General features: G+C 71.9%; 22 protein-coding genes. 14 read left to right on the top strand and 8 right to left on the bottom strand.

The window, feature by feature from the left end:
- Nucleotides 1–2 precede the first annotated feature (2 nt).
- The gene (locus BJ975_RS03580) at nucleotides 3–1,769 is read left to right on the top strand and encodes a CDP-glycerol glycerophosphotransferase family protein (protein WP_179423714.1); all 1,767 of its coding nucleotides are present in this window, start codon (nucleotides 3–5) and stop codon (nucleotides 1,767–1,769) included.
- Here BJ975_RS03580 and BJ975_RS03575 read toward each other — a convergent pair.
- On the bottom strand, nucleotides 1,720–3,153 hold the full coding sequence (locus tag BJ975_RS03575; protein WP_179423712.1) for a collagen-binding domain-containing protein: 1,434 nt from the start codon (nucleotides 3,151–3,153) through the stop codon (nucleotides 1,720–1,722). The two genes, BJ975_RS03580 and BJ975_RS03575, sit on opposite strands and share 50 nt — an antisense overlap.
- A gap of 56 nt (nucleotides 3,154–3,209) precedes the next feature.
- Here BJ975_RS03575 and BJ975_RS03570 point away from each other — a divergent pair, with 56 nt between their 5' ends.
- From BJ975_RS03570 to arr, 4 genes are all read left to right on the top strand, one after another.
- Nucleotides 3,210–4,172 carry a glycosyltransferase gene (locus tag BJ975_RS03570; RefSeq protein ID WP_218845725.1) on the top strand — a complete coding sequence of 321 codons (963 nt, stop codon included), beginning with the start codon at nucleotides 3,210–3,212 and terminating at the stop codon, nucleotides 4,170–4,172.
- Nucleotides 4,165–5,334: a UDP-galactopyranose mutase gene (glf, locus tag BJ975_RS03565; protein ID WP_179423708.1), complete on the top strand. Its 1,170-nt coding sequence runs from the start codon at nucleotides 4,165–4,167 to the stop codon at nucleotides 5,332–5,334. The genes BJ975_RS03570 and glf overlap by 8 nt, the downstream gene beginning before the upstream one ends.
- Nucleotides 5,327–6,529, top strand: coding sequence for a CDP-glycerol glycerophosphotransferase family protein (locus BJ975_RS17070; RefSeq protein WP_179423706.1), 1,203 nt, complete (start codon nucleotides 5,327–5,329; stop codon nucleotides 6,527–6,529). Before glf ends, BJ975_RS17070 begins: the two co-directional genes overlap by 8 nt.
- An 81-nt stretch (nucleotides 6,530–6,610) precedes the next feature.
- Entirely contained in the window at nucleotides 6,611–7,024 is a 414-nt protein-coding gene (gene arr, locus BJ975_RS03555) for an NAD(+)--rifampin ADP-ribosyltransferase (protein WP_179423704.1), read from the top strand.
- On the opposite strand, the gene BJ975_RS03550 is transcribed toward arr, so the two are convergent.
- Complete coding sequence (locus BJ975_RS03550) at nucleotides 7,011–8,429, bottom strand: MFS transporter (protein WP_179423702.1); 1,419 nt, start codon at nucleotides 8,427–8,429, stop codon at nucleotides 7,011–7,013. The two genes, arr and BJ975_RS03550, sit on opposite strands and share 14 nt — an antisense overlap.
- 92 nt (nucleotides 8,430–8,521) lie before the next feature.
- On the opposite strand from BJ975_RS03550, the gene BJ975_RS03545 reads away from it, so the two are divergent.
- Nucleotides 8,522–8,968, top strand: a complete 447-nt coding sequence (locus tag BJ975_RS03545) for a MarR family transcriptional regulator (protein ID WP_218845724.1) — start codon at nucleotides 8,522–8,524, stop codon at nucleotides 8,966–8,968.
- A gap of 20 nt (nucleotides 8,969–8,988) precedes the next feature.
- The gene (locus BJ975_RS03540; RefSeq protein ID WP_179423700.1) at nucleotides 8,989–9,330 is read left to right on the top strand and encodes a DUF2200 domain-containing protein; all 342 of its coding nucleotides are present in this window, start codon (nucleotides 8,989–8,991) and stop codon (nucleotides 9,328–9,330) included.
- A gap of 4 nt (nucleotides 9,331–9,334) precedes the next feature.
- Here BJ975_RS03540 and BJ975_RS03535 read toward each other — a convergent pair whose 3' ends face one another.
- Nucleotides 9,335–9,817, bottom strand: a complete 483-nt coding sequence (locus tag BJ975_RS03535; protein WP_179423698.1) for a TIGR03086 family metal-binding protein — start codon at nucleotides 9,815–9,817, stop codon at nucleotides 9,335–9,337.
- 171 nt (nucleotides 9,818–9,988) lie between these two features.
- Here BJ975_RS03535 and BJ975_RS03530 point away from each other — a divergent pair, with 171 nt between their 5' ends.
- Both BJ975_RS03530 and BJ975_RS03525 read left to right on the top strand, forming a co-directional pair.
- Nucleotides 9,989–10,330, top strand: coding sequence for a TraR/DksA family transcriptional regulator (locus BJ975_RS03530; protein WP_179423696.1), 342 nt, complete (start codon nucleotides 9,989–9,991; stop codon nucleotides 10,328–10,330).
- Nucleotides 10,331–10,349: 19 nt separating this feature from the next.
- Nucleotides 10,350–10,742, top strand: a complete 393-nt coding sequence (locus tag BJ975_RS03525; protein ID WP_179423695.1) for an ASCH domain-containing protein — start codon at nucleotides 10,350–10,352, stop codon at nucleotides 10,740–10,742.
- A gap of 105 nt (nucleotides 10,743–10,847) precedes the next feature.
- Here BJ975_RS03525 and BJ975_RS03520 read toward each other — a convergent pair whose 3' ends face one another.
- Together BJ975_RS03520 and BJ975_RS03515 are read right to left on the bottom strand one after the other, a co-directional pair.
- On the bottom strand, nucleotides 10,848–11,666 hold the full coding sequence (locus BJ975_RS03520; RefSeq protein WP_179423693.1) for a nuclease-related domain-containing protein: 819 nt from the start codon (nucleotides 11,664–11,666) through the stop codon (nucleotides 10,848–10,850).
- Between the two features lie 98 nt (nucleotides 11,667–11,764).
- Nucleotides 11,765–12,448, bottom strand: coding sequence for a hypothetical protein (locus BJ975_RS03515; protein ID WP_223302969.1), 684 nt, complete (start codon nucleotides 12,446–12,448; stop codon nucleotides 11,765–11,767).
- Nucleotides 12,449–12,603: 155 nt separating this feature from the next.
- On the opposite strand from BJ975_RS03515, the gene BJ975_RS03510 reads away from it, so the two are divergent.
- Both BJ975_RS03510 and BJ975_RS03505 read left to right on the top strand, forming a co-directional pair.
- Nucleotides 12,604–14,574 carry a sensor histidine kinase gene (locus BJ975_RS03510; protein WP_179423691.1) on the top strand — a complete coding sequence of 657 codons (1,971 nt, stop codon included), beginning with the start codon at nucleotides 12,604–12,606 and terminating at the stop codon, nucleotides 14,572–14,574.
- Nucleotides 14,571–15,215, top strand: a complete 645-nt coding sequence (locus BJ975_RS03505) for a response regulator transcription factor (protein WP_179423689.1) — start codon at nucleotides 14,571–14,573, stop codon at nucleotides 15,213–15,215. Before BJ975_RS03510 ends, BJ975_RS03505 begins: the two co-directional genes overlap by 4 nt.
- Before the next feature lie 95 nt (nucleotides 15,216–15,310).
- Here BJ975_RS03505 and BJ975_RS03500 read toward each other — a convergent pair whose 3' ends face one another.
- Nucleotides 15,311–18,823: an SdrD B-like domain-containing protein gene (locus BJ975_RS03500; protein WP_179423687.1), complete on the bottom strand. Its 3,513-nt coding sequence runs from the start codon at nucleotides 18,821–18,823 to the stop codon at nucleotides 15,311–15,313.
- 215 nt (nucleotides 18,824–19,038) lie between these two features.
- Here BJ975_RS03500 and BJ975_RS03495 point away from each other — a divergent pair, with 215 nt between their 5' ends.
- Complete coding sequence (locus BJ975_RS03495; RefSeq protein WP_179423685.1) at nucleotides 19,039–20,763, top strand: sigma-70 family RNA polymerase sigma factor; 1,725 nt, start codon at nucleotides 19,039–19,041, stop codon at nucleotides 20,761–20,763.
- 21 nt (nucleotides 20,764–20,784) lie between these two features.
- On the opposite strand, the gene BJ975_RS03490 is transcribed toward BJ975_RS03495, so the two are convergent.
- Entirely contained in the window at nucleotides 20,785–22,362 is a 1,578-nt protein-coding gene (locus BJ975_RS03490; RefSeq protein ID WP_179423683.1) for an FMN-binding glutamate synthase family protein, read from the bottom strand.
- A gap of 9 nt (nucleotides 22,363–22,371) precedes the next feature.
- Nucleotides 22,372–22,872, bottom strand: coding sequence for a winged helix-turn-helix transcriptional regulator (locus BJ975_RS03485; RefSeq protein WP_179423681.1), 501 nt, complete (start codon nucleotides 22,870–22,872; stop codon nucleotides 22,372–22,374).
- Between the two features lie 54 nt (nucleotides 22,873–22,926).
- On the opposite strand from BJ975_RS03485, the gene BJ975_RS03480 reads away from it, so the two are divergent.
- Entirely contained in the window at nucleotides 22,927–24,288 is a 1,362-nt protein-coding gene (locus tag BJ975_RS03480) for an MFS transporter (RefSeq protein ID WP_218845723.1), read from the top strand.
- Nucleotides 24,285–25,064, top strand: coding sequence for an acyl-CoA thioesterase (locus BJ975_RS03475; protein WP_179423677.1), 780 nt, complete (start codon nucleotides 24,285–24,287; stop codon nucleotides 25,062–25,064). Before BJ975_RS03480 ends, BJ975_RS03475 begins: the two co-directional genes overlap by 4 nt.
- Nucleotides 25,065–25,082: the final 18 nt, after the last annotated feature.

Genomic DNA, 25,082 nt, shown 5'->3' with positions numbered 1-25,082 from the left:
CCATGGCTTCCCCGGCGCATTTCGTCCGTGCCCTCGTGACGCGTCTGGGTCGCAGCTCGGAGCTTCCGGGCCTGCTGCTGGTCAACGGAACGATCCTGCTGGCCCTGCTGCTCGTGGTCCTCGACCTCGACCTGGCCGCCGTGATCGCCCTGCTCGTGTCCACCGCCGCCGAGTGGTGGCTCGAGCGCCGCTCCCCCGTCTCCTCGATGCTGCTGAGGCAGGCGTCGGCGGGCCCGCCGCTGCGGTTCGCCCTGCGCGTCATCGTCGCCGCGGTCGCCTCCACGCAGTTCGCCGACGGCCCCGCCCTGCACGCGTTCCTGCTCGTCACGCTGCTCATGATCACGGTGCTGTGCGTGCGCGCGCTGCACGCCGAGTACCGCCGCATCGGCCCCCTCAAGCCGATGCGCACGCGGCACATCCCCGGCGACACGTACATCGAGGAGGAGCCGCAGAGCCGCCCGCTCCTGGTCACCGTCGCCCAGCTCGGCGCCCTCGCGCCGGCCGTGCTCGGCGCCCCGTGGTGGGCCGTCCTGGCCGTCGGAGCCGCGGCCGTGGCGCTCGTGCTGGCGGGCACCGTGCCCGAGCTGCTCACCAGCTGGCGGATGCGCACGGCCAAGCGTGCCACCGGCTTCACGCCCCAGCTCTCGGCCGTCCAGCAGTTCATCGACGAGTACCGGCCCGAGGTGGTGGTCCACCTGTCCGGACCCGACACCGCGGCCTACCAGATCAACACGTGGATCGAGGCGCTCGAGGCGCTCGACCAGCGGGTCATGGTGGTCCTGCGCGACCACCCGCTGTTCGAGAGGATGGCGGCCTCGAAGCTGCCCACGCTCTCGCTGCCGGCTCCCGGCGAGCTGCTCATGCTCGACTTCTCGACGGTCAAGGTGGCGCTCTACCCGGCCAACACCGGCAACAACATCCACCTGCTGCGGCTGCCCACGATGATGAGCGCCTTCATCGGCCACGGCGACAGCGACAAGAGCGCCTCGAACAACCCGTTCTCACGGGTCTACGACGAGCTCTGGGTGGCGGGCGAGGCCGGCGCCGACCGGTACCGCCGGTCCGGCATGCACATCCCCGAGGACCAGTTCCGCTTCGTCGGCCGCCCGCAGGTGCACGCGATCGAGCCCACGCCGCGCATCGGCGAGCAGGAGATCCCGACGGTCCTCTACGCGCCCACGTGGGAGGGCGTCAACCAGCACCAGGAGTACTCTTCCCTGCGCGCGATCGGCGTGCAGCTGATCGACGCGCTGCTGGCCGACGGCTCGGTCCGCGTCGTCTACAAGCCGCACCCGTTCACGGGCCAGCGCGACGCGAAGTACCGCGTGGCGCACGCCGTGATCAGCCGCCGCCTCGACGACGCCAAGGCACGCACCGGGATCGACCACCGGGTCGTCACGGGGGGCTCGCTGACCGGCTGGATGAATCAGTCCACGGCGCTCGTCAGCGACATCTCCAGCGTGCTGTCGGACTGGCTCGCCGGCGAGAAGCCCTACGCCGTCTTCAACCACGAGGGCTCCTCGACCAAGCAGTTCCGCGAGGACTACCCCTCCAGCGCCGCGGCCACGATCCTGGGCGCCCAGGCCACGGGCGTGGAGGAGCTCCTCGACGTGGTCACGGGCCGCGGCCCCGACCTGCTCGCGGAGTACCGCTCGAAGCTGGCGACCTACCTGCTCGGCTCGCCCGAGCAGCGCACGCTCGAGGCGTTCCGCGCCGCGGTCACGGCCTTCGTGGAGCGCTCGGACGCCGAGCGCGCGATCTACCGCTGAGCGCCAGGAGCAGCAGGCCGGCGACGGTGGCCACCGCTCCCCCGGCCACGAGTCCCGGCCCGGGACCGCCGGTGGACGCCAGGCCCGAGCCACCGCCCGTGGTGCCGCCGGAGCTCCAGTAGTACGCGTCGTCGTCAGTCGTGTCGCCGTCCGAGTCGATCGCCGTCGGCTGGGTGGTCGGGACGGTGGTCGGCGTCGTGGTCGGGACGGTGGTGGGCTCGCTCGTCGGCTCCGTGGTCGGCTCCGTGGTCGGCTCCGTCGTGGGCTCGGTGGTGGGCTCCGTCGTGGGCTCGGTGGTGGGCTCCGTCGTCGGCTCGGTCGTGGGCTGCGTGGCCGGCTCGCAGTCGATCACTCCCTGGAACGGGAAGTCGTGCACCTCACGCACCGTGCGCCCGGCGAAGCTGAGGTGGTCGAAGCTGCGCGCGATGACGTTGCCCTCGATGTTGCCGTGCGCGTACCAGTCGAGGTCGGCGCGCGGGGCGTAGATCGTGCCCTCGAGGGTGTCGGAGTTCTCGATCTGCAGCGACGTCGCGTCGGGGAAGTTCCACAGGATGAACGGCGCGTTCGCGCCGCCGATCCCCGCGAGGTTCGGCATGGACCCGTCGAAGTCGCCCGTCACGTTGATCACGAGCGGCGTCCCGGGGCCCGGCCGCGGGTCGTTGAACGTGATGCTCGTCAGGCCGTCGAGCTCGGCGGAGGTCAGGTTGAGCACGTTGGTGGTGCCGGCGGTCAGCGACACGTAGGCCTGCTGTCCGACGGGCACGGGCCGCGTGAGCGGATCGCCGTTCGCACTGGTGAGGGTGACGTTCTCGACGCACGCGCCGATCTCGGTGGACAGCGTGCGGTACTGCTCGAAAGCGCCGTCGAAGTCCACCTCGGGCACGGGCTGCGTGAACTCCGCGACGGTCTGCGCCGTCTGGACCTCGAGGCGCGGGATGTAGTCGGCCGTCTGGCCCTGCGGCACCGCGACCGCACCGGGACCGCCGACGAACGCGTCGTAGGTGGAGTCGTCCATCACCCGGGCCTGGCCCCCGATGATCCGCAGGATCGCGCCGGAGCCGGCGGCCGGGAACGTGAGCCCTCCCCCGACGTAGAGCGCGACGTCCTGCGGAGTCGACGCCGCCCCTGCCAGGACGTTGTAGTTGCGGCGGAACGTCACGTCGCCGCCGACGGCCATCGTGCCCTCGGCCTCGTCGGCCTCGAGGATGGCGTCGCCCTCGACGAAGATCAGGAAGTTGGCGTTGGCCGGATCGGCGGAGTCGACCACGACCGGATTGACCGGCCCGACGGCCCACGCGGGACTCGTGCTCCACAGGCCCGCACCGGTCGCCGTCGTCAGGATCCCGACGACGGCGAGTGCTCGACCAGCGGTGCGCAGCGCCACCCGTTCAGCGTAGGTGGGATTCACGGATCCGTCATCAGGGCCGATAGCCTGTCGTGGTGAGTTCGACGACCAGCCCTCTCGCGATCGCCATCGTCACGTTCAACCGCTCCGCCCTGCTCGACGAGCTGCTGCAGAGCGCCTCCACGATGACGACCGCGCCCGATCGCATCGTCGTCGTCGACAACGCGAGCACCGACGACACGCAGGAGGTCGTCACCCGCTGGCAGGCGAAGCTCGGCCCTGACGTGCTGGTGAACCACCGCATGGAGACCAACACCGGCGGCGCCGGCGGCTTCAGCGAGGGCACCAAGGTCGCCCTCGAGCTGGGCGCCGAGTGGGTCTGGCTGATGGACGACGACGTCGAGATCCTCCCCGACGCCCTCGAGCGCTTCGCGCCCTGGATGGAGCGGTTCAAGGTCATCCACGGCCGCCGCTATGACGTCGACGGCACCCCCTTCTACTGGCAGGCCAAGTTCAACCAGTTCCTCGGCGTGCCGCTGCCCTACTCGGTGCGCACCTTCAACACCGACGGCTACGCCGTCACCAACTCCGGCACCTTCGAGGGCATGCTCGTGCACGCCGACGTCGTGCGCCGGATCGGACTGCCCGATCCCCGCTTCTTCATCTCGTGGGACGACGCGATCTACGCGTGGCTCGCCTCGCTGGAGACCGAGGTCGTCTACGTCGACGAGTTCGTGCTGCAGAAGAAGCGCGAGCAGAAGCAGGTCAGCCTCGGCGTGCGGCACCTCAACGACTCCAGCCCGCTGGCGAAGTACCACGTCATGCGGAACCGGGCCTACGTCGGCCGCTACTTCGCCGAGCACGGCCGCCTGAACAAGCCGGGCTTCGCCCTCGGCACCGCGCTCACGTTCGCCAAGGAGATCGTCCGGCTCATCGTGGTCGAGCGCTCCTTCAAGGGCTTCTCCTCCCTGGTGAAGGGCTGGCGCGACGGCCGGAGGATCTGGGCCGACCGCACGTGGCAGCCGATGCCCGCGCTGGAGGGCGGCACGCATGACTGACGTCCTCGTCGTCGGGTCGGGCTTCTTCGGCCTCACCGTGGCCGAGCAGCTGGCGAACGACCCCGGTCTCACGGTGCACGTCATCGACCGCCGCTCGCACCTGGGCGGCAACGCCTACAGCGAGGCCGAGCCCACCACCGGCATCGAGGTGCACCGCTACGGCGCGCACCTGTTCCACACCTCCAACGAGCGCGTGTGGGAGTACGTCAACCGCTTCACGACCTTCACGGGCTACCGCCACCACGTCTACTCGACGTACCGCGGCGAGGTGTACCCGCTGCCGATCAACCTCGGCACCATCAACCAGTTCACCCGCTCGTCGATGGGACCCGACGAGGCCCGTGCGTGGGTGGCCGAGCAGGCCGGCATCGGCCTGTCGGGCGGCGCCGCCGCGGCGACGAACCTCGAGGAGAAGGCGATCAGCCTGATCGGGCGGCCGCTCTACGAGGCGTTCATCCGCGGATACACGGCCAAGCAGTGGCAGACCGACCCCACCGCGCTCTCGGCGGACATCATCACCCGGCTGCCCGTGCGGTACACGTACGACAACCGCTACTTCAACGACACGTACGAGGGCCTGCCGACCGACGGCTACACGGCGTGGCTCGAGCGCATGGCCGACCACCCGAACATCACGATCGGCCTCGACACCGACTTCTTCGACGAGTCCCAGCCGTTCAACAAGGCGGCCACCGTCGGGCAGCTGCCGGTGGTCTACACCGGCCCGCTCGACCGCTACTTCGACCACGCCCACGGCCCTCTCGGCTGGCGCACGCTCGACTTCGAGTCCGAGGTGCTGCCGATCGGCGACTTCCAGGGCACGCCGGTGATGAACTACGCCGACGAGGAGATCCCGTACACGCGGATCCACGAGTTCCGGCACTTCCACCCCGAGCGCGACTACCCGTCCGACGCCACCGTGATCATGCGCGAGTTCAGCCGCTTCGCGACCGCCGGCACCGACGACGAGCCGTACTACCCCGTCAACACCGCCGACGACCGCACGGCGCTGAAGGCCTATCGCGAGCTCACGGCCGGCGAGTCCGACGTGCACTTCGGCGGGCGCCTGGGCACCTACCAGTACCTCGACATGCACATGGCGATCGCGTCGGCGCTCTCGATGGTCGACAACGTCCTGAGGCCGGGGCTCGTCCGTGGCTGAGTCGCGGGTCGGGATCGTCGCCCGGCTCCGCCAGTGGGCGATCGCACGCCTGCGCCGCTCGCGCTTCCTGCCCGTCGGCATGCCCGACAAGCGCACCGACGAGCACCGGCTCGGCCGGGCGTTCACCCAGTCGGTGCTGCTCTACTTCCCCAACGGCGCCGACGCGCTCTACCAGCTGCGGCCGTGGTTCCGAGCGTTGCAGGCGCTCGACGCGGCGCACGGCGTGGTCGCGGTGTTCAAGGACTCCCGCACGGCCGCGCTGGTGCGCGCCGAGTCGGGCCTCGACTGCGTCACCCTCGCCCGCTACGGCCAGCTGGACGAGATCCTCGCGCTCAGCGACGTGAAGCTGGCGCTCTACGTCAACCACGACCCGATCAACTTCGAGTGCCTGCGGTTCACGTCGCTCGTGCACGTCTACCTGGGCCACGGCGACAGCGACAAGGGCGTCTCGGTGTCCAACCAGGTCAAGGCCTACGACCTGTGCTTCCTCGCGGGCCAGGCGGCGCTCGACCGCACCGACGTGGGCGTGATGCTCTACGACGCGCAGGCCCGCTCGGTGCTCATCGGCCAGCCGCAGCTGGACGCGCCCGCGCCCGCACCGCGCCCTGACCCGCAGCGCCCCACCGTGCTCTACGCCCCCACGTGGGAGGCGTCGCAGCCGTCGGTCTCCTACGGCTCGCTGCTGACCCACGGCGCCGCGATCCTCGACGCGCTGTCGGGCACGTACCGCGTCGTCTACCGGCCGCACCCGCTGAACGGCGTCATCGACCCGGCCTACGGCGAGGCCGACGCGGCGATCCGCGAGCGCGCCGACCGCGTGGACACCGACGTGCCGCTCGAGCAGTCGTTCGCCGACGCCGACCTGCTGGTCACCGACGTCTCGGCCGTCACCCTGAACTGGCTGCCCAGCGGCAAGCCCGTGCTGGTCTGCCGACCGCGCGTGCCGGTGCCGCCGTCGCGCCTCATGGACACGCTGCCGCTGCTGGACGAGGAAGCCGACGTGGCGGCGCTCGTGGCGCAGCACCTCGCGGCCGACCCCGGTGCCGCGGCCCGCGGCGAGCTGCTCGAGTACTACCTCGGCGACACCACCCCCGGTGCCGCGACCGAGCGCTTCCTGCAAGCGTGCGGCGACGCGATCGACCTGCGCGACCGCACCTGGGCGTCCCACCGTCGGCGCGGCGCCACCGGTCCCTGACGGAGACGGATCCTTCGACGTTCGGGTCGCCCCGGCGACACCTTGGTACCAAGATCCGTCCAGGTCGGCCATCCTGTTCCCATGACCGACCGACCGGGACCGGACGACGGTCCCTTCTTCCACGGCACGAAGGCCTCGCTCTCCCCCGGTGACCTCCTCGAGCCGGGGCGGCGCGCCAACTTCGGCGAGAACCGCACCGCCGGCCACATCTACTTCGCGGCCACCCTCGACGCCGCCGTGTGGGGCGCCGAGCTCTCGGTGGGCGAGGGGCCCGGGCACGTGTACCGCGTCGAGCCGACGGGGCCGTTCCACGACGACCCGAACCTCACGAACAAGAGGTTCCCGGGGAACCCGACACGCTCCTACCGGAGCAAGGACCCGATCCGTGTCGTGGAGGAGGTCGCGTGGGACCCGCACTCGCCCGAGGTCCTGCAGCACATGCGCGACAGCCTGGCCGCGCTGAAGGCCCGGGGCGAGGACGTCATCGACGACTGACCTGGCGCGGCACCAGCAGGGCCACGAGCGCACCGGCGAAGGCCGCGCCCGCGCCGATCACGAAGCACAGCTGGAACGCCCCCTTGTCCGGGATCGCGTAGCCGGCGAAGTCGACCGTCTTGCTGGTCAGCACGGCGGCCATGATCGCGCCGGCGATCGTGGTGCCGACCGAGCGCATGAGCGCGTTGAGGCCGACGCCCGAGCCGGACTCGGACTCCGGGACATTGTCGAGGATCAGCGTGGGCATCGCGGCGTAGCCGATGCCGACGCCGGCGCACGCGACCAGCGAGCCGAGCATGAGCTCCCACGGCGCGTTCATGAGGAACAGCGTCACGAGGTAGCCGACGGCCAGCACCGTGGCGCCGACCGAGAGCGTGATCCGCGCGCCCACCGTGGTGATGAGCTTGCTCGACACGGGCGCGAAGAACATCATCATGAGACCGCCGGGCGCCATCCACAGGCCCGCCTGCAGGATCGTCTGACCGAGACCGAAACCCGTCTCCTCCGGCATCTGCAGGAGCTGCGGCAGGACGATGGACTGCGCCATCATGCCGAAGCCGATGAGCACGGCGGCGAGGTTGGTGAACAGCACCGGCGGGTTCGCGCTCGTGCGCAGGTCGACGAGCGGGTCGTCGTGACGCAGCTCGAACCAGCCCCAGAGCAGCAGGACCACGACGCCGCCGATGATCGAGCCGAGGGTGCGACCGTCGGTCCAGCCCCACTCGCTGCCCTTGCTGACGCCGATGAGCGCCGAGACCAGGCCGATCGCGAGGCCCGCGACGCCGACGACGTCGATCCGGGCGGGGTGCTCGTCGTGGATGCCCGGGACGACGACCAGCGTCGCGGCGAGGATGACCGCCGCGAGGACGGATGAGAACCAGAACAGCGCGTGCCACGAGTAGTCCTGCGCGATCCAGGCGGCCAGCGGCAGGCCGAGGGCGCCGCCGACACCGAGGGTCGCGCTGACGGCGGCGACGGCGGTGGCGCGCTTCTCCACCGGCGCGACCTCGCGCACCATGCTGATCGCGACGGGGATGTAGCCCATCGCCATGCCCTGGAGGGCGCGGCCGACGAGGAACGGCGCGAGCGAGCTCGAGAGCGCGGCGATGAGCGAGCCGAGGACGAGGATGCCGGCGGACCCGACCATGACCTTCTTCTTGCCGTACATGTCGGCGAGGCGGCCGGTGACCGGCATCGTCACCGCGGCGGCGAGCAGCGTGGCCGTGACGGCCCACGAGGCGTTGCCGGGGTCGGTGCCCAGCAGGCGCGGCAGGTCGCTCTGGATCGGGATGACGAGCGACTGCATGAGCGCGCCCGCGAGACTGCCGAAGCAGAGCACGAGGATGACGGCGAGCGGCGGGAAGCGCGTGTCGACGGGCTCGTCGACGACGGAGGGTGAGCGCATGGGAGGTCCTGTCCGAACAGCGATGTGTAGTTTACACAAGCAACCTGTGTAGACTACACATGGAGATCGTCCCCCGCCGCATCGGAGTCCGCATGACCTCCCTCACAGAGTCCGCCCGCGCCGCCCCCGCGTGGGCCGCCCTCCGCGGGATCGCCCGCTTGGAGCGGGGTCGCCGTGCCGCCGAGAGCGTCAGGTTCGGGCACGCCGACGGACGCCTGCTGTGGATGTTCTCCGACGGCCGGCCGCGGACGCTGCGGGAGATCGCCGACGAGCTCGCGTTGGAGCAGTCCACCGTGAACCGCCAGGCCAACGCGGCACTCAAGGCCGGCCTGCTGACACGGTCGCGCGAGCCCGGCCAGAACGCCTGGCACTTCAGCGCCAGCGAGGCGGCGCTCGAGGACTTCTCGCGCGAGCTCCAGGACCACCTCGCGCTCCTCGACCGTGCCCTGCAGGCGCTGCCCGAGGGCGAGCGAGCGCGGTTCCTCGAGCACTTCGACACCTTCGCCACCGCCTACAGCGAGGCTGCCGTCGAGGGCTGACCTCGGCCTAGAATCGCGGCATGCACCGGATCTTCACCACGAGCGTCGCCTCGGTCTACCCCCACTACGTCGCCAAGGTGGAGAAGAAGGGGCGCACGAAGGCCGAGCTCGACCAGGTCATCGAGTGGCTCACCGGCTTCGACGAGGCCGCGCTGCAGAAGCACCTCGACGCCGAGACCACGTTCCAGGACTTCTTCGCGCAGGCGGACCTCAACCCCAGCGCCACCCTCATCACCGGCGTCGTCTGCCACGTGCGCGTCGAGGAGGTCGAGGACCCGCTCATGCAGCAGATCCGCTGGCTCGACAAGCTCGTCGACGAACTCGCCAAGGGCAAGGCGATGGAGAAGGTCCTGCGCGCCTGAGCCGTCAGCGCGGCGACCAGCCGGGGTCGCGGCCCGCCCGCGCCACGAGGCGGTCCAGCACCGGGGCGTCGTCCGCGATCGGCACCGCCGGTCCGAACAGGCCGGGCGTCCCGCCCGGGTCGAACGACTCGACGAAGCCCAGGCACGCCGCCGCGGTGGCGTCGTCGAGGACGTACTCCTGACCCGTCGCGCGCGCGAGGTCCCAGCCGTGCAGGACGACCTCGTCGAGCGCCACCAGCCCCGCCGCGGCACCCGGCAGGTCGACGCCGCCCGCACGGGTCATCCCCTCCCAGGCCGACGCCTCCCTCCACGCGTTCACCAGGCGCGGCACGTGCTGCTCCAGCTCGACCTCCCAGCCCTCGCCCGCGCTCGGGGCGGCGTCGGGGTCCGGAGCCGTGTCGGTCAGCGGTCCGAACTCCTTGTCGGCGGCCGCGCGGAACGCCTGGGTGAGCCCGACGACGTGGTGCAGGAGCTGGCCGACGGTCACCCCCCTCGCACGGCGTGGGGCGATGGAAGTCCTGGTCGGTGATGCGGGAGGCGGTGCGCAGGAGCGCGTGGCCCGCCGGCTCCAGATCGACTCTGCTCATCTCCGCAGTCTCGCCGGGTGTGGCGCTGCGCGGAACCCACGGCGCTGGGCACGGTGCGAGATCATCGAGAGATGGACACCCGGGAGCGGCTCGAGGACGAGCGACGGCGGACGCTGCGGCAGCTCGCCAGCCTGACGCGCGACTTCGACGCGGTCGTCGAGGCCTCGCTCGACTCCAACGCCGACGACGAGCACGACCCGGACGGCTCGACGATCGCCTTCGAGCGGTCGCAGGTGGACTCTCTCATCCAGCAGTCCCACCGACACCTCGCCGAGGTCGATGCTGCGATCGAGCGCCTCGATGCGGGAGTCTATGGGACATGCGAGACATGTGGACGACCGATCGCCCCCGCGCGACTCGAGGCACGACCGACGGCGCGGCAGTGCATCGCCTGCGCGTCGGCGCGACGCTGAGCCGGACGGAGGGCCCGCGATGACGTGGCCCCGGGTCGACGGCCTGCGCGGGCTCGAGCTCGGCTCCCCCGGCGAGCTGCGCGCCCGCCTGAACGGGCTCGTCCTGGCCGGCCAGAAGCGCGCCACCGCGGGCCTGTTGAGCGAGTACGACGAGGAGAGCGAGGAGCTCGAGCACGTCGGCGAGCGACTGGCGCTGCTCGACGACGACGGGAACCGCATCGGCACGGTCGAGGTCACGGATCTGACGATCCACCCCTTCCTCGAGATCCCGTGGGAGTTCGCCGCCGCCGAGGGCGAGGGCGACGCCGATCTCGACGAGTGGCGCACGGGCCACCGCCGCTTCTGGGCCGCCGCCGGCACACCCGTCGAGGACGACACGCTCATCGCGTGCATCCGGTTCACGCTGGTCTGACTCGGTCCCGCGCGTCCCGCGCGCGAGATGTGTAGCGGTATGCACCGAATTTTGGGGTTCGAGGCCGGAAAACGGTGGATGCCGCTACACATCCGGCGGACCGTGTCACGCCGGCGGGAGGGCGAGGCCGAGCTGCTGGTAGAGCTGTTCGATCCGAGACTCGACGAGCGGGCCCTCCTCGTCGAGGATCGCGTGAAGCCTGCGCGGCCAGACGACGTCGATCTCGCGGATGCGGAAGTCACCACCGAACACCGGCCACGACGCCTCGATGAAGCAGAGGACCCCACGCAGGGGGACGTCGGAGCCAACGATCTCGCGCAGGACGCCGAGCTGCTTCTCAACACCCTCCACCAATGGGGTTCGGTTGCGGCCACCGACGAACAGCCGCTCGGTGCGAGGTCGGACGACTCCACCCTCGACCCGTCGCACGGGCCGCTGGTCGACGTACCGCTTGGGGTCGATGACCCAGACCCCGGCTGGCGTGACGACGATGTGGTCGATGTTCGCCCGACTGCCCGGAATGCGACGGTCGTGCAGCACGCGCAGCCGATTCGACGCCTTCCGCTCGAGGGCGGCGCCCAGCTGCTCCTCGCCCGTGGCTCCGGTGGCCCAGGACTTGGTCGACCGTCGCTCACTTCCGAGGGCCAGACGGAGGCGCGCGGTCCTGGGATGCCGGTCGCGGATCGCCTGCTCGTCCTTGGCCCTGCGGCGCTGGTACTCGCGTCGCGCGGACGCGCCGGGCGCGCCCGGATCGACGACGGGCGGCTCGGCCGTCGTGTCCTCGCTGCAGTCGACGCACCGCACCGTCTGCGATGCACGTTCGTAGACGGCCAGCGTCCTCGCCGCCAGCTCGAGGCCACACAGGCGACAGGTCCCGGCATAGCGGAGCCGCATCTGCTTCTGAGGGGCGATCTCGGCGGTCATCCCGCGACTGTAGGCGCGGATCGGCGGCGCGTCCCACGAATCACTCCAGACACACGAGACCGGCGCCCCGAGGGGCGCCGGTCCGGTGGGTGGTGCGTTCAGCGGTTGATCGGGCTGCGGCCGAAGGCGAGGCCGGCGAAGACGACGATCAGCCACAAGCCGCTCACGACGCCGGGGAATCCCGGGAGGCCGAAGGCGGCGACGGTGATGACGACCGGCAGGATCGGCAGGATGCTGAAGACGCCGATCCAGCGGGAGACGAGGCGCTCCTTGAGGGACATCCAGATCACGGCGGCCGCGGCGACGGTGACGCCGAGGTAGCCGATGTAGGCGCCGAAGTCGTTCAGCACGAACAGGACGTAGAGACCCTCCGTGTCGAAGGCGCCCGCCTCGTTGCCGGTGTAGAGGCCGAACGCGCCGCGCCAGCCGTAGCCGAGCGACAGGGCGCCCGCCGCGGCGGTCAGCGCCAGCGGGACGACCCGGGCGGCCGTGCTGGCCAGCGCTCGCGGCTCGACGTGACGACGCCACGCAGCCGCGAGGAAGAGCAGCAGGCCCACCGTCAGGTAGCCGACGATGACGCTGGCGTGCGCCTTGCCGGTGCTGACCTGCTCGACGACGGCCTGGCTGTACGGGGTGTCGATGTCCCAGCCCGACGGGTGGATGTCCAGCGCGAGCGTGGCGACGATGCTGCCGATGCCGGCGGCGACGCCCAGCAGCGGCCAGCGGCCTCGTCCGACGGTGGCGGGCTCGGCCTGCGGGTGGGGCGCGGTGGTGGCGGTCATGGTGGGTCCCTTTCTGGAGGATCACGGATCTGTTCTCGGTGACCCGAAGCTAGGTCGGGACGCGTCCCGGGCAGGAGGGACGAGGACCCCCGATCGCCCGGGATTCCTGCCCGGATCGGGCCCGGGCCACCGCCGCTGCGTGCCACGATGTGCTCGTGTCCCGCCTGACCGATCCGCAGCTGCGCCGCCTGGCGGCCGCCTGCGTGGTCGTGTCGCTGGTGTGCTCGGCGGGCGCCGTCGCGCTCCACGTCGTCGCGCAGGCCCGCTCCCCCGAGGTCCCGGTCTTCGCGTGGTCGAACCTCGCGTTCGGCGCGACGTGGCCCCTCGCCGGGCTCGTCGTCGTGCGCGCCCAGCCGCGCAACCGCTGCGGCTGGCTGCTCGTGGGCACGGCGTGGATCTCGGTCTACCAGCTGCTCGGCGAGTACAGCATCTGGAACGCCTACGTCTCCGAGCTGCCGTTCGCCGCGTTCACCGACTGGACGTCGATGTGGGGCTTCGCGGCCTACGTCCTGGTGCTGCCCCTCGTGCCGCTGCTGTTCCCCGACGGACGACTCCCCTCGCCGCGCTGGCGGCCGTTCGCCTGGTCGATCGTCGTCGCCGCGGCGGCCGTCGCGGTCTGCCGCATGCTGGTCCCCGGCCGCAGCGACATCGACCCGAACGTCTACAGCCCGCTCGACCTCCCCGTCCCCGACGCGCTCAACTACGTCGTCCTGATCTCGGCGATCTACTGCAACCTCGTGGGCATCCCGGTGGCGATCGTGGCGGTGCTGCGACGCATCCGTCGGTCGGTCGGCGTCGAGCGGGCGCAGCTGCAGTGGCTCGCGCTCGGCGGCGTCTTCGTCCTGGTGTCGCTGCTGCTCTCGGCCGTGCCCGACACCCACCCCGCCGTGTTCGCGATGGGCCTGCTGGGCGTGCCCTTCGCCATCGCCGTCGCGATCGTGCGGCACCGGCTGTTCGACATCGACGTCGTCCTCGGCCGGTCGCTGGTGTTCGTCGTCGTGCTCGCGGTCGTGATGGCGTGTGGCGCCTGGCTGCTGCTGCGGCTGGACCCGGAGGTCGCCGGGACGCGCCGCGGCATCTTCCTCATCGCGGCCCTCGCCGTGGCGGCGGTGCTGCTGCGCGCGGCGGTGCAGCACGGGGTGGACCGCTGGCTGTTCCCCGAACGCGAGAGCTCGCGCCTGCTCGGCCGCCGCATCGCCGCGGCCATGTCGGGCTCGACCGAGCCGCGCGAGGCCCTGCGCGAGCTGGTCGCGGCCGTGCGCACCACGATGCGTCTGCCGTACGTCGGCTTCAGCGGGCCCGGCCTCGCCTCGGTCGAGAGTGGCCGACGGCCCGAGCACGTCGTGGCCCTCGACGCCGTCGCGATGGGGCGCGAGGTCGGCCTGCTCGAGATCGGCCCACGCCGCGAGGGCGAGGGCTTCACGCGCCAGGAGCGCCAGGTGCTCGACGAGTCGGCGGCCCAGGCGGGGATGCTCGCGTACGCGGCCGGACTCGTGGCCGACGTGCAGCGCAGCCGCGCCTCGATCGTCGGCGCGCGCGAGGAGGAGCGCCGCCGCCTCCGCAACGACCTGCACGACGGCGTCGGGCCCTCCCTCGCGGCCATCGCCCTGCAGGCCGACGTGCTGGCCCACCAGCTCTCCGACAGCGACCACGGCGAGCACGCGGTGCTGATCCGCGACCGCCTGCGCGAGACCGTGGCCGACGTCCGCTCGGTCTCGCACGGCCTGCGCCCGCCGATCCTCGACCAGGTCGGGCTCGAGGAGTCGCTTCGCCAGCTCGTCGCCGGCATCGAGCCGATCGTCGGCGAGGCCGACGTCCACGACCTGGGCGACCTGCCCGCGGCGGTCGAGGTGGCGGCCTACGCCATCGCGGCCGAGGCCGTGACGAACGCGGTGAAGCACAGCGCCGCCTCGCGCGTGCGCCTCGAGGCCCGTCGAGGCGACGGCGTCCACGTGACGGTCGCCGACAACGGCCGCGGGCTGCCCGCCCACCCGCGCGCCGGCGTGGGCCTGACGAGCATGCGCCAGCGCGCCGCCGAGCTCGAGGGAACGATCGAGCACCGCCCCACCCCCGGCGGCGGCACCACCGTGCACCTCTCGATCCCGCTGCCCGAGGAGCGCCCATGACCACCGTCCTCGTCGTCGACGACCACGAGCTCTTCCGCGCCGGGATGCTGGCCGTCCTCGGCAGCCTGCCTGGGATCGAGGTCGCGGGCGAGGCCTCCACCGGAGAGGAGGCGCTCGAGTCCGTGGCGCGGCTGCGGCCCGACGTGGTGCTGATGGACCTGCGGATGCCCGGCATCGGCGGCCTCGCCGCCACCGGGCGGATCACCGAGCGGCACCCGGACACCAAGGTCGTGGTGCTGACCATGAACGAAGACCCCGACTCGGTCTTCGCCGCCCTGCGCGCCGGCGCCCGCGGCTACCTGCTGAAGGAGTCGGGTGCCGACGACGTCCACCGGGTCGTCGAGGGCGTGATGCGCGGAGAGGCCGTGTTCGGCCCGAAGGTGGCCGAGCACGTGGTGCGGTTCTTCGCCGGAGGCGGGAGCGCACCGGCGACGTCGGCGTTCCCCCACCTCACCACCCGCGAGCGGGAGGTCCTCGACCTGATGGCGCGCGGACTCGACAACGCCAGCATCGCCCGACAGCTGTTCCTCTCGGAGAAGACCGTGCGCAACCGGGTCAGCGACATCCTCGCGAAGCTCCAGGCCGGCACCCGCGCCGAGGCCGTGGCCCGGGCGCGCGACGCCGGCATCGGCGAGGACTGACCGCCGCGGAACGCAACGGTGCCCCGGCCTCTCGGCCGGGGCACCGTCACTTCCCCAATTCCCCCCCCCCTCACGCGACCGGCGCTACTCGCCCCTCACAGCGTCCCGCGCCGTCCGCGCCACACCAGCGCTCCACCCGCGCCGAGCAGCGCGAGCATGAGCGCGACGAGCCCGAGGCCGAGGTCGGCGCCGGTGCGGGGCAGCTGCCCGTCCGACTCCTCGGCGTTCGGCTCGCTGGCGTCCGGTCCCCCAGAACCGGACTCGTCGGTGACCGGAGTGTCCTCGCCCTCCGGGTCCTGCTCTCCCCCGGTGCCGCTCTCGACCGGCTCCGGCTTCACGACGACGCCGGCGTCCCACGTCGGGTCGATGCCCTGTGTGGCCGCGATCTCGCGGTGCTCGTAGTCGCCCGTGAGCGCCGTGTTCGAGTCGTCGAGGACGATCTCGATCGTGAGCCCGTCCGCGGGGTTCGCGTCCGAGTCCGCGGCGTCGTCGTCACCGGCGTCGCGCTTGGTGAACTCGTACGTCCGCTGCTGCTCGGGCGTCAGCGTGAACCGCACCCGGTAGGTGCCCGCGGGCAGCTCGTCGAACGCGTACCGGCCGTCACGGTCGGTCGTGGTCGTCGCCAGGACGGTGCCGTCCGTGTCGAGCAGCTCGACCTTCACGCCGGGCAGCGACTTCTCACCGGGGTCCTGGACGCCGTCCTTGTCGGTGTCGATCCAGACCCGGTCGCCGATCGCGTAGGTCTTCGTCACGAAGCCGAAGTCCAGCGTCGGGTCGCGGTCGCCGTCCTCGTGCAGCTCGCCGGGAACCGTGGTGGCCTCCCAGGTCGACGAGTCGAGCACGCGGTCGCCCATGCCGGGACGCGTCGGGACGTACGGTCGCAGCGCCTCGGCGGACTCCTCGCGGTCGATCCGGACGGTGTACGTCTGGTCGCCCGTCAGCGCCGGGAGGTGGTCGAACGTGTACCGGCCGTCGGCGTCGGTCGTGACCGGACGCACGGGCTGGCCGAACACGTCCACGACGGGCTCGCCGTCGGGACCGACCAGCTCGAGCACGACGCCCTCGATGCCGGGCTCTCCCTCGCCCTGGCGGCCGTCGCGGTCCTCGTCCACCCAGACGAAGTCGCCGACCGACACCGAGCGCACCGGCACGATCTCCGCGGACGTGTCACCGATCCGGTTGACGATCGGGGCCGACGCGTCGGTGACCTTCACGGCCACGTAGGCCGCGAGCGTGCCGCCCGCCTGCAGGCGGGTGCCGTCCTTCTGCTTGATCGTCACGGTGCCCGCGTCGTGCGAGGCGACGAGGTTGCCACCGATGTCGACCGGTCCCGCGCTCGCGCCGGCGGCCGTGGCCTTGTCGTCCTCGTCGACGAAGCCGAGGAACTCGACCGCGTCGGGCAGGACGTCGACGACCGGCAGGATCGCGACCTGGTCGTAGCTGCCGTGCGGGATGAACTCGATGCGGTAGACGTACTCGTCCTGCACGAGCGAGCCCGCGCCGTCCATCTGCGCCGAGAGGGACGCGACCCACTCCTGCTTCACGGTGTCCCAGACCCGCTTGCGGACCTCGGCCTCGTCGCCGTACGACGTGGCCTCGCTGACGGTCTCGGACCAGTGGAGGGGCTTGTCGTCGAGGCCCAGGAGCGTGGCCTTGTTCTTGATCGTCTTCGTCTCCTTGCCCTCGAACGCCTTCGTGGTCAGCGCGATCGTGACCTGGAAGCGCTTGTCGGCCCCACGCGAGGTGACGATGGCGTCGCCCGCGGCGTTGAGCTCGATGACGAGGTCGCCGTCGGCGCTCTTGCGCAGGTCGAAGTGGGAGGCGTTCAGCGCGACGCCGTCGTAGCTGCCGGAGACGCTCACGCTGGAGAGGTCGCCCAGGTCGTAGACGTCGGCGTCCACGTGGTCGACGATCCGGCTCTCGCGCACGTCGATGCCCTTGCCGGCGGCGACGGTGAACGTGTAGTCGACGGTCACGGACTCGCCCGGGTCGACGGCCTTCTGGCGCGGCGCGCCGGTCTTGCTGAAGACGCTCGGGTCGTTGATCCCGCCGGTCGTGTCGGGCAGGACGACCACCGTGACGTCGCGGGTCGACGTGTGCGGGTTGCCGTCGCGGTAGTGGAAGTCCGCGACGTTGCGCCAGCGGTACGGGGTCGCGTCCTTGATGGTCGTGCTGCCCGCGACGGTCAGTCCGTCCACGGAGTTCAGCTGCGCCTTGACCGCGATGGACGCGTTCGTCGTCGTGTCCTTGCCGACGTTGACCAGCAGGCGCTGGCCGTCCACGCAGTACTGGCCGACGAACTCGTTGCCCGCGAACGCGGCGGGGGTGGCGGGGCAGGTCTCGGCCTTCGTCAGCGTGATACCGGTGGCGGTGATGAAGTCACCGGCGTCGGTGCGCCACGCGGCCTGGGCGGGGAGCGTGTCGCTGATGACGACGTTGCGCGCGAGCACCTTGTTCGGGTTGCTGCCGTCCCAGCCGCGCAGGTCGGCCTTCAGCGTGTAGGTGATCTCGGCCGGCGGCTCGAGGTTCCCGGCCTCGTCCGTGACGACGTTCTTCGCGCTCCAGTCGGCGGTCTTGCCGAAGAGCGAGCCCACGTTCGGACCGGGGTTCGGGTTGGCCACCGTGTGGCGCAGGCGGACGCCCGCCTGGCGCTCGACCGTGGCCGAGCCGAAGGTGGCCGTGTTCGTCAGCACGGTCTCGAACTGGCCGTAGCCATCGGTGAGCCGGTCGAGCTGCGCCTGCAGGAGTGCCTCGATCGCGGCCACGTCGGTGACCCGGGCCTTGTAGGTGATTGCGAGGATCGACGGTCCGGGCACGTCCACGGTGCCGGCGAAGGTCTGTCCCGAGACGGTGGGCGCGAACGCGAAGGGACCGGTCCTCTTGTTGAGTCCGTCCTCGTCCCAGCTCGTGATCTCGCCGGCGAACGAGCCGGCGACGTAGCCGAGGCCGGCGGGGAGACGGTCGGCGATCTCGAAGTCGTCGCGTGCCTCGGGCGAGTTCACCCGAAGCGTGTAGGTGAGGTCCTGGTCGACGATCTCCGGCTTCAGCCTCACGGTGCCGTCGACGACGGTCACGAAGCTGTCGAGGTTGCCGGGGGTCACGCCCTTGGAGAAGCCCTCCGTGACGTTCGCGAACTCGTCGCCGCGGTCGCGGATGATGACGTCGATCGAGTTCTCCTCGCCGTCGACCTTCCACACGATCTTCTCGGCGGAGCTGCCCTCGACCTCGTCGACCGTGAGCTTCAGGTCGAAGACGCCCTGGTTGACGCCCGTCGGCCACGGGTCCTTGAAGGTGATGGCCACCGAGTTGCCGTCCTGCGTCACCGACTCGATCGCCGTGTTCGCCGACGGGACACCGGTGAGCTTGACGTTCGTGCCGAGGTCGAACTCGACCGTCGAGCCGGGGGTGACGTCGGTGTTGTACTGCACGCGCAGCGTCAGCACGTCGCCCTCGGTGACCACGTCCGTGCCGTGGTAGGTCGCGCCGTTCAGCAGCAGGCTGGAGGTGATCCCGGAGGTCGCGGCGATCGCAGGCAGCGCCAGCGCGGTCAGCAGCAGCGCCAGCGCCGCCACGACCGCGGCCCTTACGGCCGGCAGGGTTCGTCTCATCGGTGTCTCGTCCTTCGTGGTGAGGCGTGCATCCGCGGAGTCCGCGAACGCTGGTTACGCCTACTGGAGTGACGAGCCCGGAAATCTCGCGCGAAAACCGCGCGGATGTGGGCCTGTTCACATCGGGGCGAAACGAGACCTTTGTTCCGCATGGTGAAGTAACGTGACGCGCGAACGGGAGGAGAGCGGGGTCGACGGGACCCGCTCACGAGGCGATGACGGAACTGGAGACGCACGCCGCGATCCCTGACGCCGAGCTGGTGGCAGGGGTGCGGTCCGGCGACGATCAGTCGATGGCGGAGCTCTACGCACGCCACCACCCCGACGCCCTGCGCGTCGCCCGCATCGTCAGCCCCGACACCGACGCCGACGACCTCGCCGCCGAGGCCTTCGCCCGCGTGGTCACCCGGATCGCCGACGGCGGCGGCCCCACCAGCGGGTTCCGCGCCTACCTGCACACCGTCATCCGCAACCTCAACCTCGAGCGCCGTCGCCGGGCCGGCCGCGAGCAGGCCGCGTCCGACAAGCCGTGGCTGCTGGACTCCGTGGACGAGACGGAGCCCGGGCCCTTCGAGGCCGAGGTCGATGCCGACCGCGCCGCCCGCGCCCTGCGCTCGCTGCCCGAGACCTGGCAGAAGCTGCTGTGGCGCCTCGACGTCCAGGGCAGCAAGCCGGCCGAGGTCGCGCGCGAGCTCGAGGTGCCCGTCACCACCGTGTCCAGCACGGTCTACCGGGCCCGCGAGGGCCTGCGCGTGGCCTACCTCGACCAGCACGTGCCCCCCGCCGACGACGACCGCTGCGAGTGGACGCGGGCCCGGCTCAGCCGGCTCGCCCGCGGCAGCCTCACCTCGCGCCTCACCGCCAAGGTCCACCAGCACCTGAGCGAGTGCGCCGACTGCTCCGCCCTCTACGACGACCTGCACCGCCTCAACACGAAGCTGGGCGCCGTCGTCTGGCCGCTCGTGCTCGCGGGCGGCGTGTCCGCCGGCGCGTTCCCGTGGTCGGCCCCGGCGACAGGTGTCGTCACCCCCCACGGCTCGGGTTCGTCGGGCTCGGGCGGTGGCGGGGCGTCCGGTGGCGCCGGCTCGGCCGGCGCGGCGGGTTCGGCCGCGGCCTCCGGAGGCGTCCTCGCGGCCGTGCCCGCGATCGCCGTGGCCGTGGGAGTCGTCGCCGCCGTGGCCGCGGGGGTGGTCCACCTCGCGAACGACCGTGCGGAGCTGCCCGTCGACGTGGCCGCTCCCCTGCTCGCGCCCGCCGTGGAGGCCGACCCCCTGCCGGCGGAGACTCCCGCGCCCGACGACGCGGCGACGCTGCTGTCCTCGCCCCTGATCGTGACCGATGCGCCCACCGACCCGGCGCCCACGGACGTGACGCCGGTCGACGACCCTCCGCCGGCGCCCACGCCAACGCCCGACCCGGAGCCCGTCACCGACCCGGATCCGACGCCGACCCCGACACCCACGCCCACCCCAGGGCCCACTCCCGAGCCGACCCCGGAGCCCACTCCCGAGCCGACCCCGGAACCGACTCCCGAGCCGACGCCGGAGCCTCAGCCGGAGCCGGTGGACCTCGGCGTCGGCGACCCGACGCTCGTCCAGACCGGCGACGAGACGTCCTGGGAGCTGACCGTGCCGATCCTCGCGACGGAGGGCGCCGCCGCGGCGCCGTTCACCCTCGCGGTCGACATCACCATGAACCAGGTCACGGGATTCGTCGCGCGGCGCTCCCCCGGGTGGGACTGCGGGCCGATCGAGGCCGGCGACTCGAGCGGCAACCCGTACTTCTTCCTCCAGGTGCGCTGCCAGTACGCCTACCAGCCCGGCCAGGACGTGACGCCACTGCAGCTGGCGCTGATGGCCGTGTCGCCGTCGGGGACCGTCACCGTCTCGGGCAAGGGCAACGCCGATCCTGACTCGTCGTCGAACACGCGCACCTTCTAACCGCGGCCCGGACGGCGGCGCTCAGCGCTTCCCGTCCTCGTCGTCGTGCTGTCCCTCGCCGAGCGACGCCATGACGTCGAGCAGCTCGTCCTGGAGGCCCTGGCCCAGCTCGCCCCAGCCGGGCTCGTAGCCGTAGAGCGCGCGCAGGGACTCGGCCGAGCGCTGCCCGTCGAGGATGTCGATGTCGTCGGCGTTCATGAGGCCGGGGTGCACGACGCCGACCGCCTCGGAGACCTTCAGCAGGTCGCGGCGCAGCGACAGGACGTAGCTCGCCAGCCGCTCCTTCTTCAGGGTGGGGTCGAGGCCGCGCGTGTACCGCGGATTCTGCGTCGCGACGCCCACCGGGCAGTGGTCGGTGTGGCACTTCTGCGCCTGGATGCAGCCGATGGAGAGCATGGCCTCACGGCCGACGTTGACCATGTCCGCGCCGAGCGCGAACGCGACCAGCGCGTTCTCGGTGAGGCCCAGCTTCCCGGCGCCGATGAACGTGAGGTCATCGGTCAGCCCGGCCTCGGCGAAGCGCTTGTAGACCTCGGTGAACGCGATGCGGAACGGGTAGGCCACCGAGTCGGCGAAGATCATCGGCGCCGCGCCCGTGCCGCCCTCGCCGCCGTCGACGTTCACGAAGTCGACGCCGCGCTGCCGCGGCTCCATCCGCTCGACGAGCTCGTCCCAGAACGTCATGTTGCCGACGGCGGACTTGATGCCGACCGGCAGCCCGGTGGCCTCGGCGACGGTCTCGACGAAGTCCAGCATCGAGTCGACGTCGTCGAAGGCGGTGTGGCGGCTGGGCGAGGCGCAGTCGACGCCCTCGGGGATGCCGCGGATGCCGGCGATCGTGCGGTCGACCTTCGCCGCCGGCAGCATGCCGCCGAGGCCGGGCTTCGCGCCCTGCGACAGCTTGATCTCGATGGCGCGCACGGGCGCGGACTGCACGAGGTCGACGAGGCGTCCGAGGTCGAAGCGGCCCTGCTCGTCGCGGCAGCCGAAGTAGGCGGTGCCGATCTGGAATACCAGGTCGCCGCCCTGCCGGTGGGCCGGCGCGATCGAGCCCTCCCCCGTGTTCTGCAGGCAGTCGGCGATCGCGGCGCCCGCGTTGAGCGCCGTGATGGCCGGCGCGGACAGCGCCCCGAAGCTCATGCCCGAGATGTTCACGACCGACGCCGGACGGAACGCGTGGCGCCGTCCGCGCGGACCTCCGAGCACCTTCGCCGAGGGCAGCGGCATCCCCTCGCCGCCGTGCGGGGCGGTGGTCGCCCCGGGGCCGGTGAACGTGCGGTGCTTGATGATCGGGTAGCCGACCACGCGCTCCACGTCGTTGTCCGTGCCGAACCCGAAGTAGTTGTTCTCGCCCTTCGCGCTGGCGTAGACCCAGCGCCGCTGGTCGCGCGAGAACGGGCGCTCCTCGTCGTTGCTCGTGACGATGTACTGGCGCAGCTCGGGACCGACCGTCTCGACCCAGTAGCGGAAGTGGCCGATGACCGGGAAGTTCCGCAGGATCGCGTGCTTCTTCTGCGTGAGGTCGTAGGCGACGACGCCTCCGAGCGCCGCGGCTGCCATGCCGGCGAGCTTCGCGCCCGCGCGAGTGCCTGGTTCCATCCCTCAGGTCTAGCCCCGTGGGACCCCGCTGTCGACTCGAGGCTCGGGGAGGAGTCCGCCGCCGGGGGCGCCGGGCCCGTGACGCAGCTCGAGGTCACGCCCGCGCAGGCGCTCGCCGCAGTGCGAGCAGGTCAGCTCGGCGTGCGCGACGTGCTCGCAAGAGGTGTGCACGAGCTCCACCGGAGCACCGTCGGGCGCGAGCCACTTGTCGCCCCACTGGCGCAGCATCGTGAGGGCGGTCCACAGCTCGCGGCCCTTCGGGGTCAGCACGTACTCCGAGCGGGGCGGCCGCTGCGAGTACTCGACCTCCTCCAGCACGCCGTGCTCGACGAGGGTCTGCAGGCGGGCCGACAGGACGTTGCGCGCGATCCCGAGGCGCGACTGGAACTGCTCGAAGCGGGTCACACCCATGAGGGCGTCGCGCAGGATCAGAGGCGTCCACCACTCGCCGATCACCTCGAGGCTCTGGGCGATCGAACAGTTCATGTCGGAGAAGCTGCTGCGGCGCATGCCCCCAGCGTAGTCAGTTGCACCATGCAACGCACTAGGTCTAGTGTGCGTTTCGTGACGCAACTGACAGAACGTCCCACCTCGACCCGCCTCGTCATGGCGGTCGTCGCGGTCGGCGTCCTCCTCTCCGGCTTCGACCTGTTCATCGTCAACGTCGCCCTCGGGGACATCGCGGTCGCGCTCGGCGTGAGCGACCTCGCCGACCTGTCGTGGATCCTCAACGCGTACGCGATCACCTTCGCCGCGCTGCTGGTGCCGGCCGGGCGGATCAGCGACCGCATCGGCGCCAAGCGCGGCTTCCTCGGTGGGCTGCTGCTGTTCACGGCCGCCTCCGCGGCCTGCGCCTTCGCCCCCGGCCTCGCCGGACTCGTCGCCTTCCGCGTCGTCCAGGCGGCCGGCGCGGCACTGATGATCCCCTCGTCGCTGGGGCTCGTCCTCACCGCCTTCCCGCCCGAGGGCCGCCAGGGCGCCGTGCGACTGTGGGCCGGACTCGGCGGCATCGGCGCCGCCCTCGGACCCGTCGTCGGTGGCGTCCTGGTGCACGCCGACTGGCGGTGGGTCTTCCTCGTCAACATCCCCACCGGCCTCGTGGCGGCGTTCGTCGGCTGGCGTGTGCTGCCCGACGCACCGGGCGACCGGGGCCGGGCGCCCGGACTCGTCGGCGCGCTGCTCCTGACCGTCACCGTCGCGGCGCTCGTCCTCGTCCTGGTCAACGGGCCGGAGTGGGGCTGGACGTCAGGCCGCACCCTGGCGTTCGCCGCCGTCACGGTCGTCGGGCTCGCCCTCAACGTGGCCGCGGTGACCCGCGCGGCCGACCCGCTCGTCAGCCTCGACGTCCTGCGGGCGCCGCACTTCGCGTCGACGAGCCTCACCCTGCTCACGTTCCACGTCGCGTTCGGCGCGATGCTGCTGTCGATCGTGCTGTGGCTGCAGGAGGTCTGGGAGCTCTCGGCACTCGAGGCCGGCCTCGCGATCGCGCCGGGACCGCTGCTCGTGCCGTTCGTCGCGGTGTACGGGGGCCGGCTCGTGGCGGCGATCGGCCCGCGCGCCGTCATCGCGCTCGGCGGGGCGGTCTTCGCGGCAGGCGTGGCGTCGTGGGCGGTCCTCGCCGGCGCCTCCACCTCGTACGCCGCGACCGTCCTGCCCGGCATGCTGCTGACCGGCGTCGGCGTCGGCCTCGTCGTCCCGCCCTCGATGGCGCTCGGGACCAGCGAGCTGCCGCCCGACCGTCGTGGCACCGGCTCGGCCGTCCTGCAGACCGCCCGACAGGTCGGCATCGCCGTCGGCGTGGCGGTGCTGGTCGCCGTCCTCGGGGCGCAGTCCCCCGGCGCGGAGGCGTTCGAGGCCGCGTGGTGGACGACGGCGGTCTTCGCGCTCGCGTCCTCCGTCACCGTGATGGCAAGGGAGCCCCGATGACCATCACGACCTCGCCCGGCATCGCCGACGTGCTCTCGGGGGACGACCTCGACCTGCGGCCGTTCCACGGGTTCGGCGGACTCCAGGGCGGCATCGTCGCCGCCATCGCGCTGCGCGAGATGCGTGCCGTCGCCGGTCCGGGCCTCGTCCCGGTCGAGCTGACCGCGCACCTCGTCCGTCCCGTCGACACGCGCCTCGGCGTGGCAGCCGAGGTGACGCACCGCGGCCGCGCCGTGACCGTCGTGTCGGCCACGGCCTCCTCCGGCGCGCGCACGGCCGCCGTGGCCACCGCCGTGCTGGGCTCGACGCACCGCCCCGGCGTGCCCACGACCCGCGTGCAGGCACCCGAGGTCGACCACCCACTGGCCACCGCGCGCCCGTTCGTCGTACCCCCCGAGTTCGTGCCGATCAGCACGCGCATCGAGATCCGTCCGGCCACCGATCCACTGCCGTTCTCGGCCTCGCCCGAGCCGAATCTGCGCGCGTGGATCCGGCTCGCGGAGGAGGTCGCGGACCCGTGGGAGCGCCTCCTCGTGCTGGCCGACGCACTCGCCCCGTCGCTCTCGGCGGTGATGACCGAGCTGCGCACGATGCCCACCGTGCGCACGACGGTGCGGTTCACGCCCGAGGTCGCCACGGCGGAGTTCTCGTGGGTGCTCGTCGACGCCGTGACCGTGGACGCCAGCGATGACGGCTGGCTCACCGAGAACATCACGATCTGGACGCCCGACGGGACTCCCCTGGCCACGTCGTCGCAGCTGCGGGCGGTCCGCTGAGAGTCCGTCCGGCACTAG

The sequence above is a fragment of the Aeromicrobium tamlense genome (genome assembly GCF_013408555.1).
In the GTDB taxonomy this organism is placed as follows: domain Bacteria; phylum Actinomycetota; class Actinomycetes; order Propionibacteriales; family Nocardioidaceae; genus Aeromicrobium; species Aeromicrobium tamlense.
Note: the sequence above shows the minus strand (reverse complement) of the source record. Positions and strands in the feature narration are given on the sequence as shown.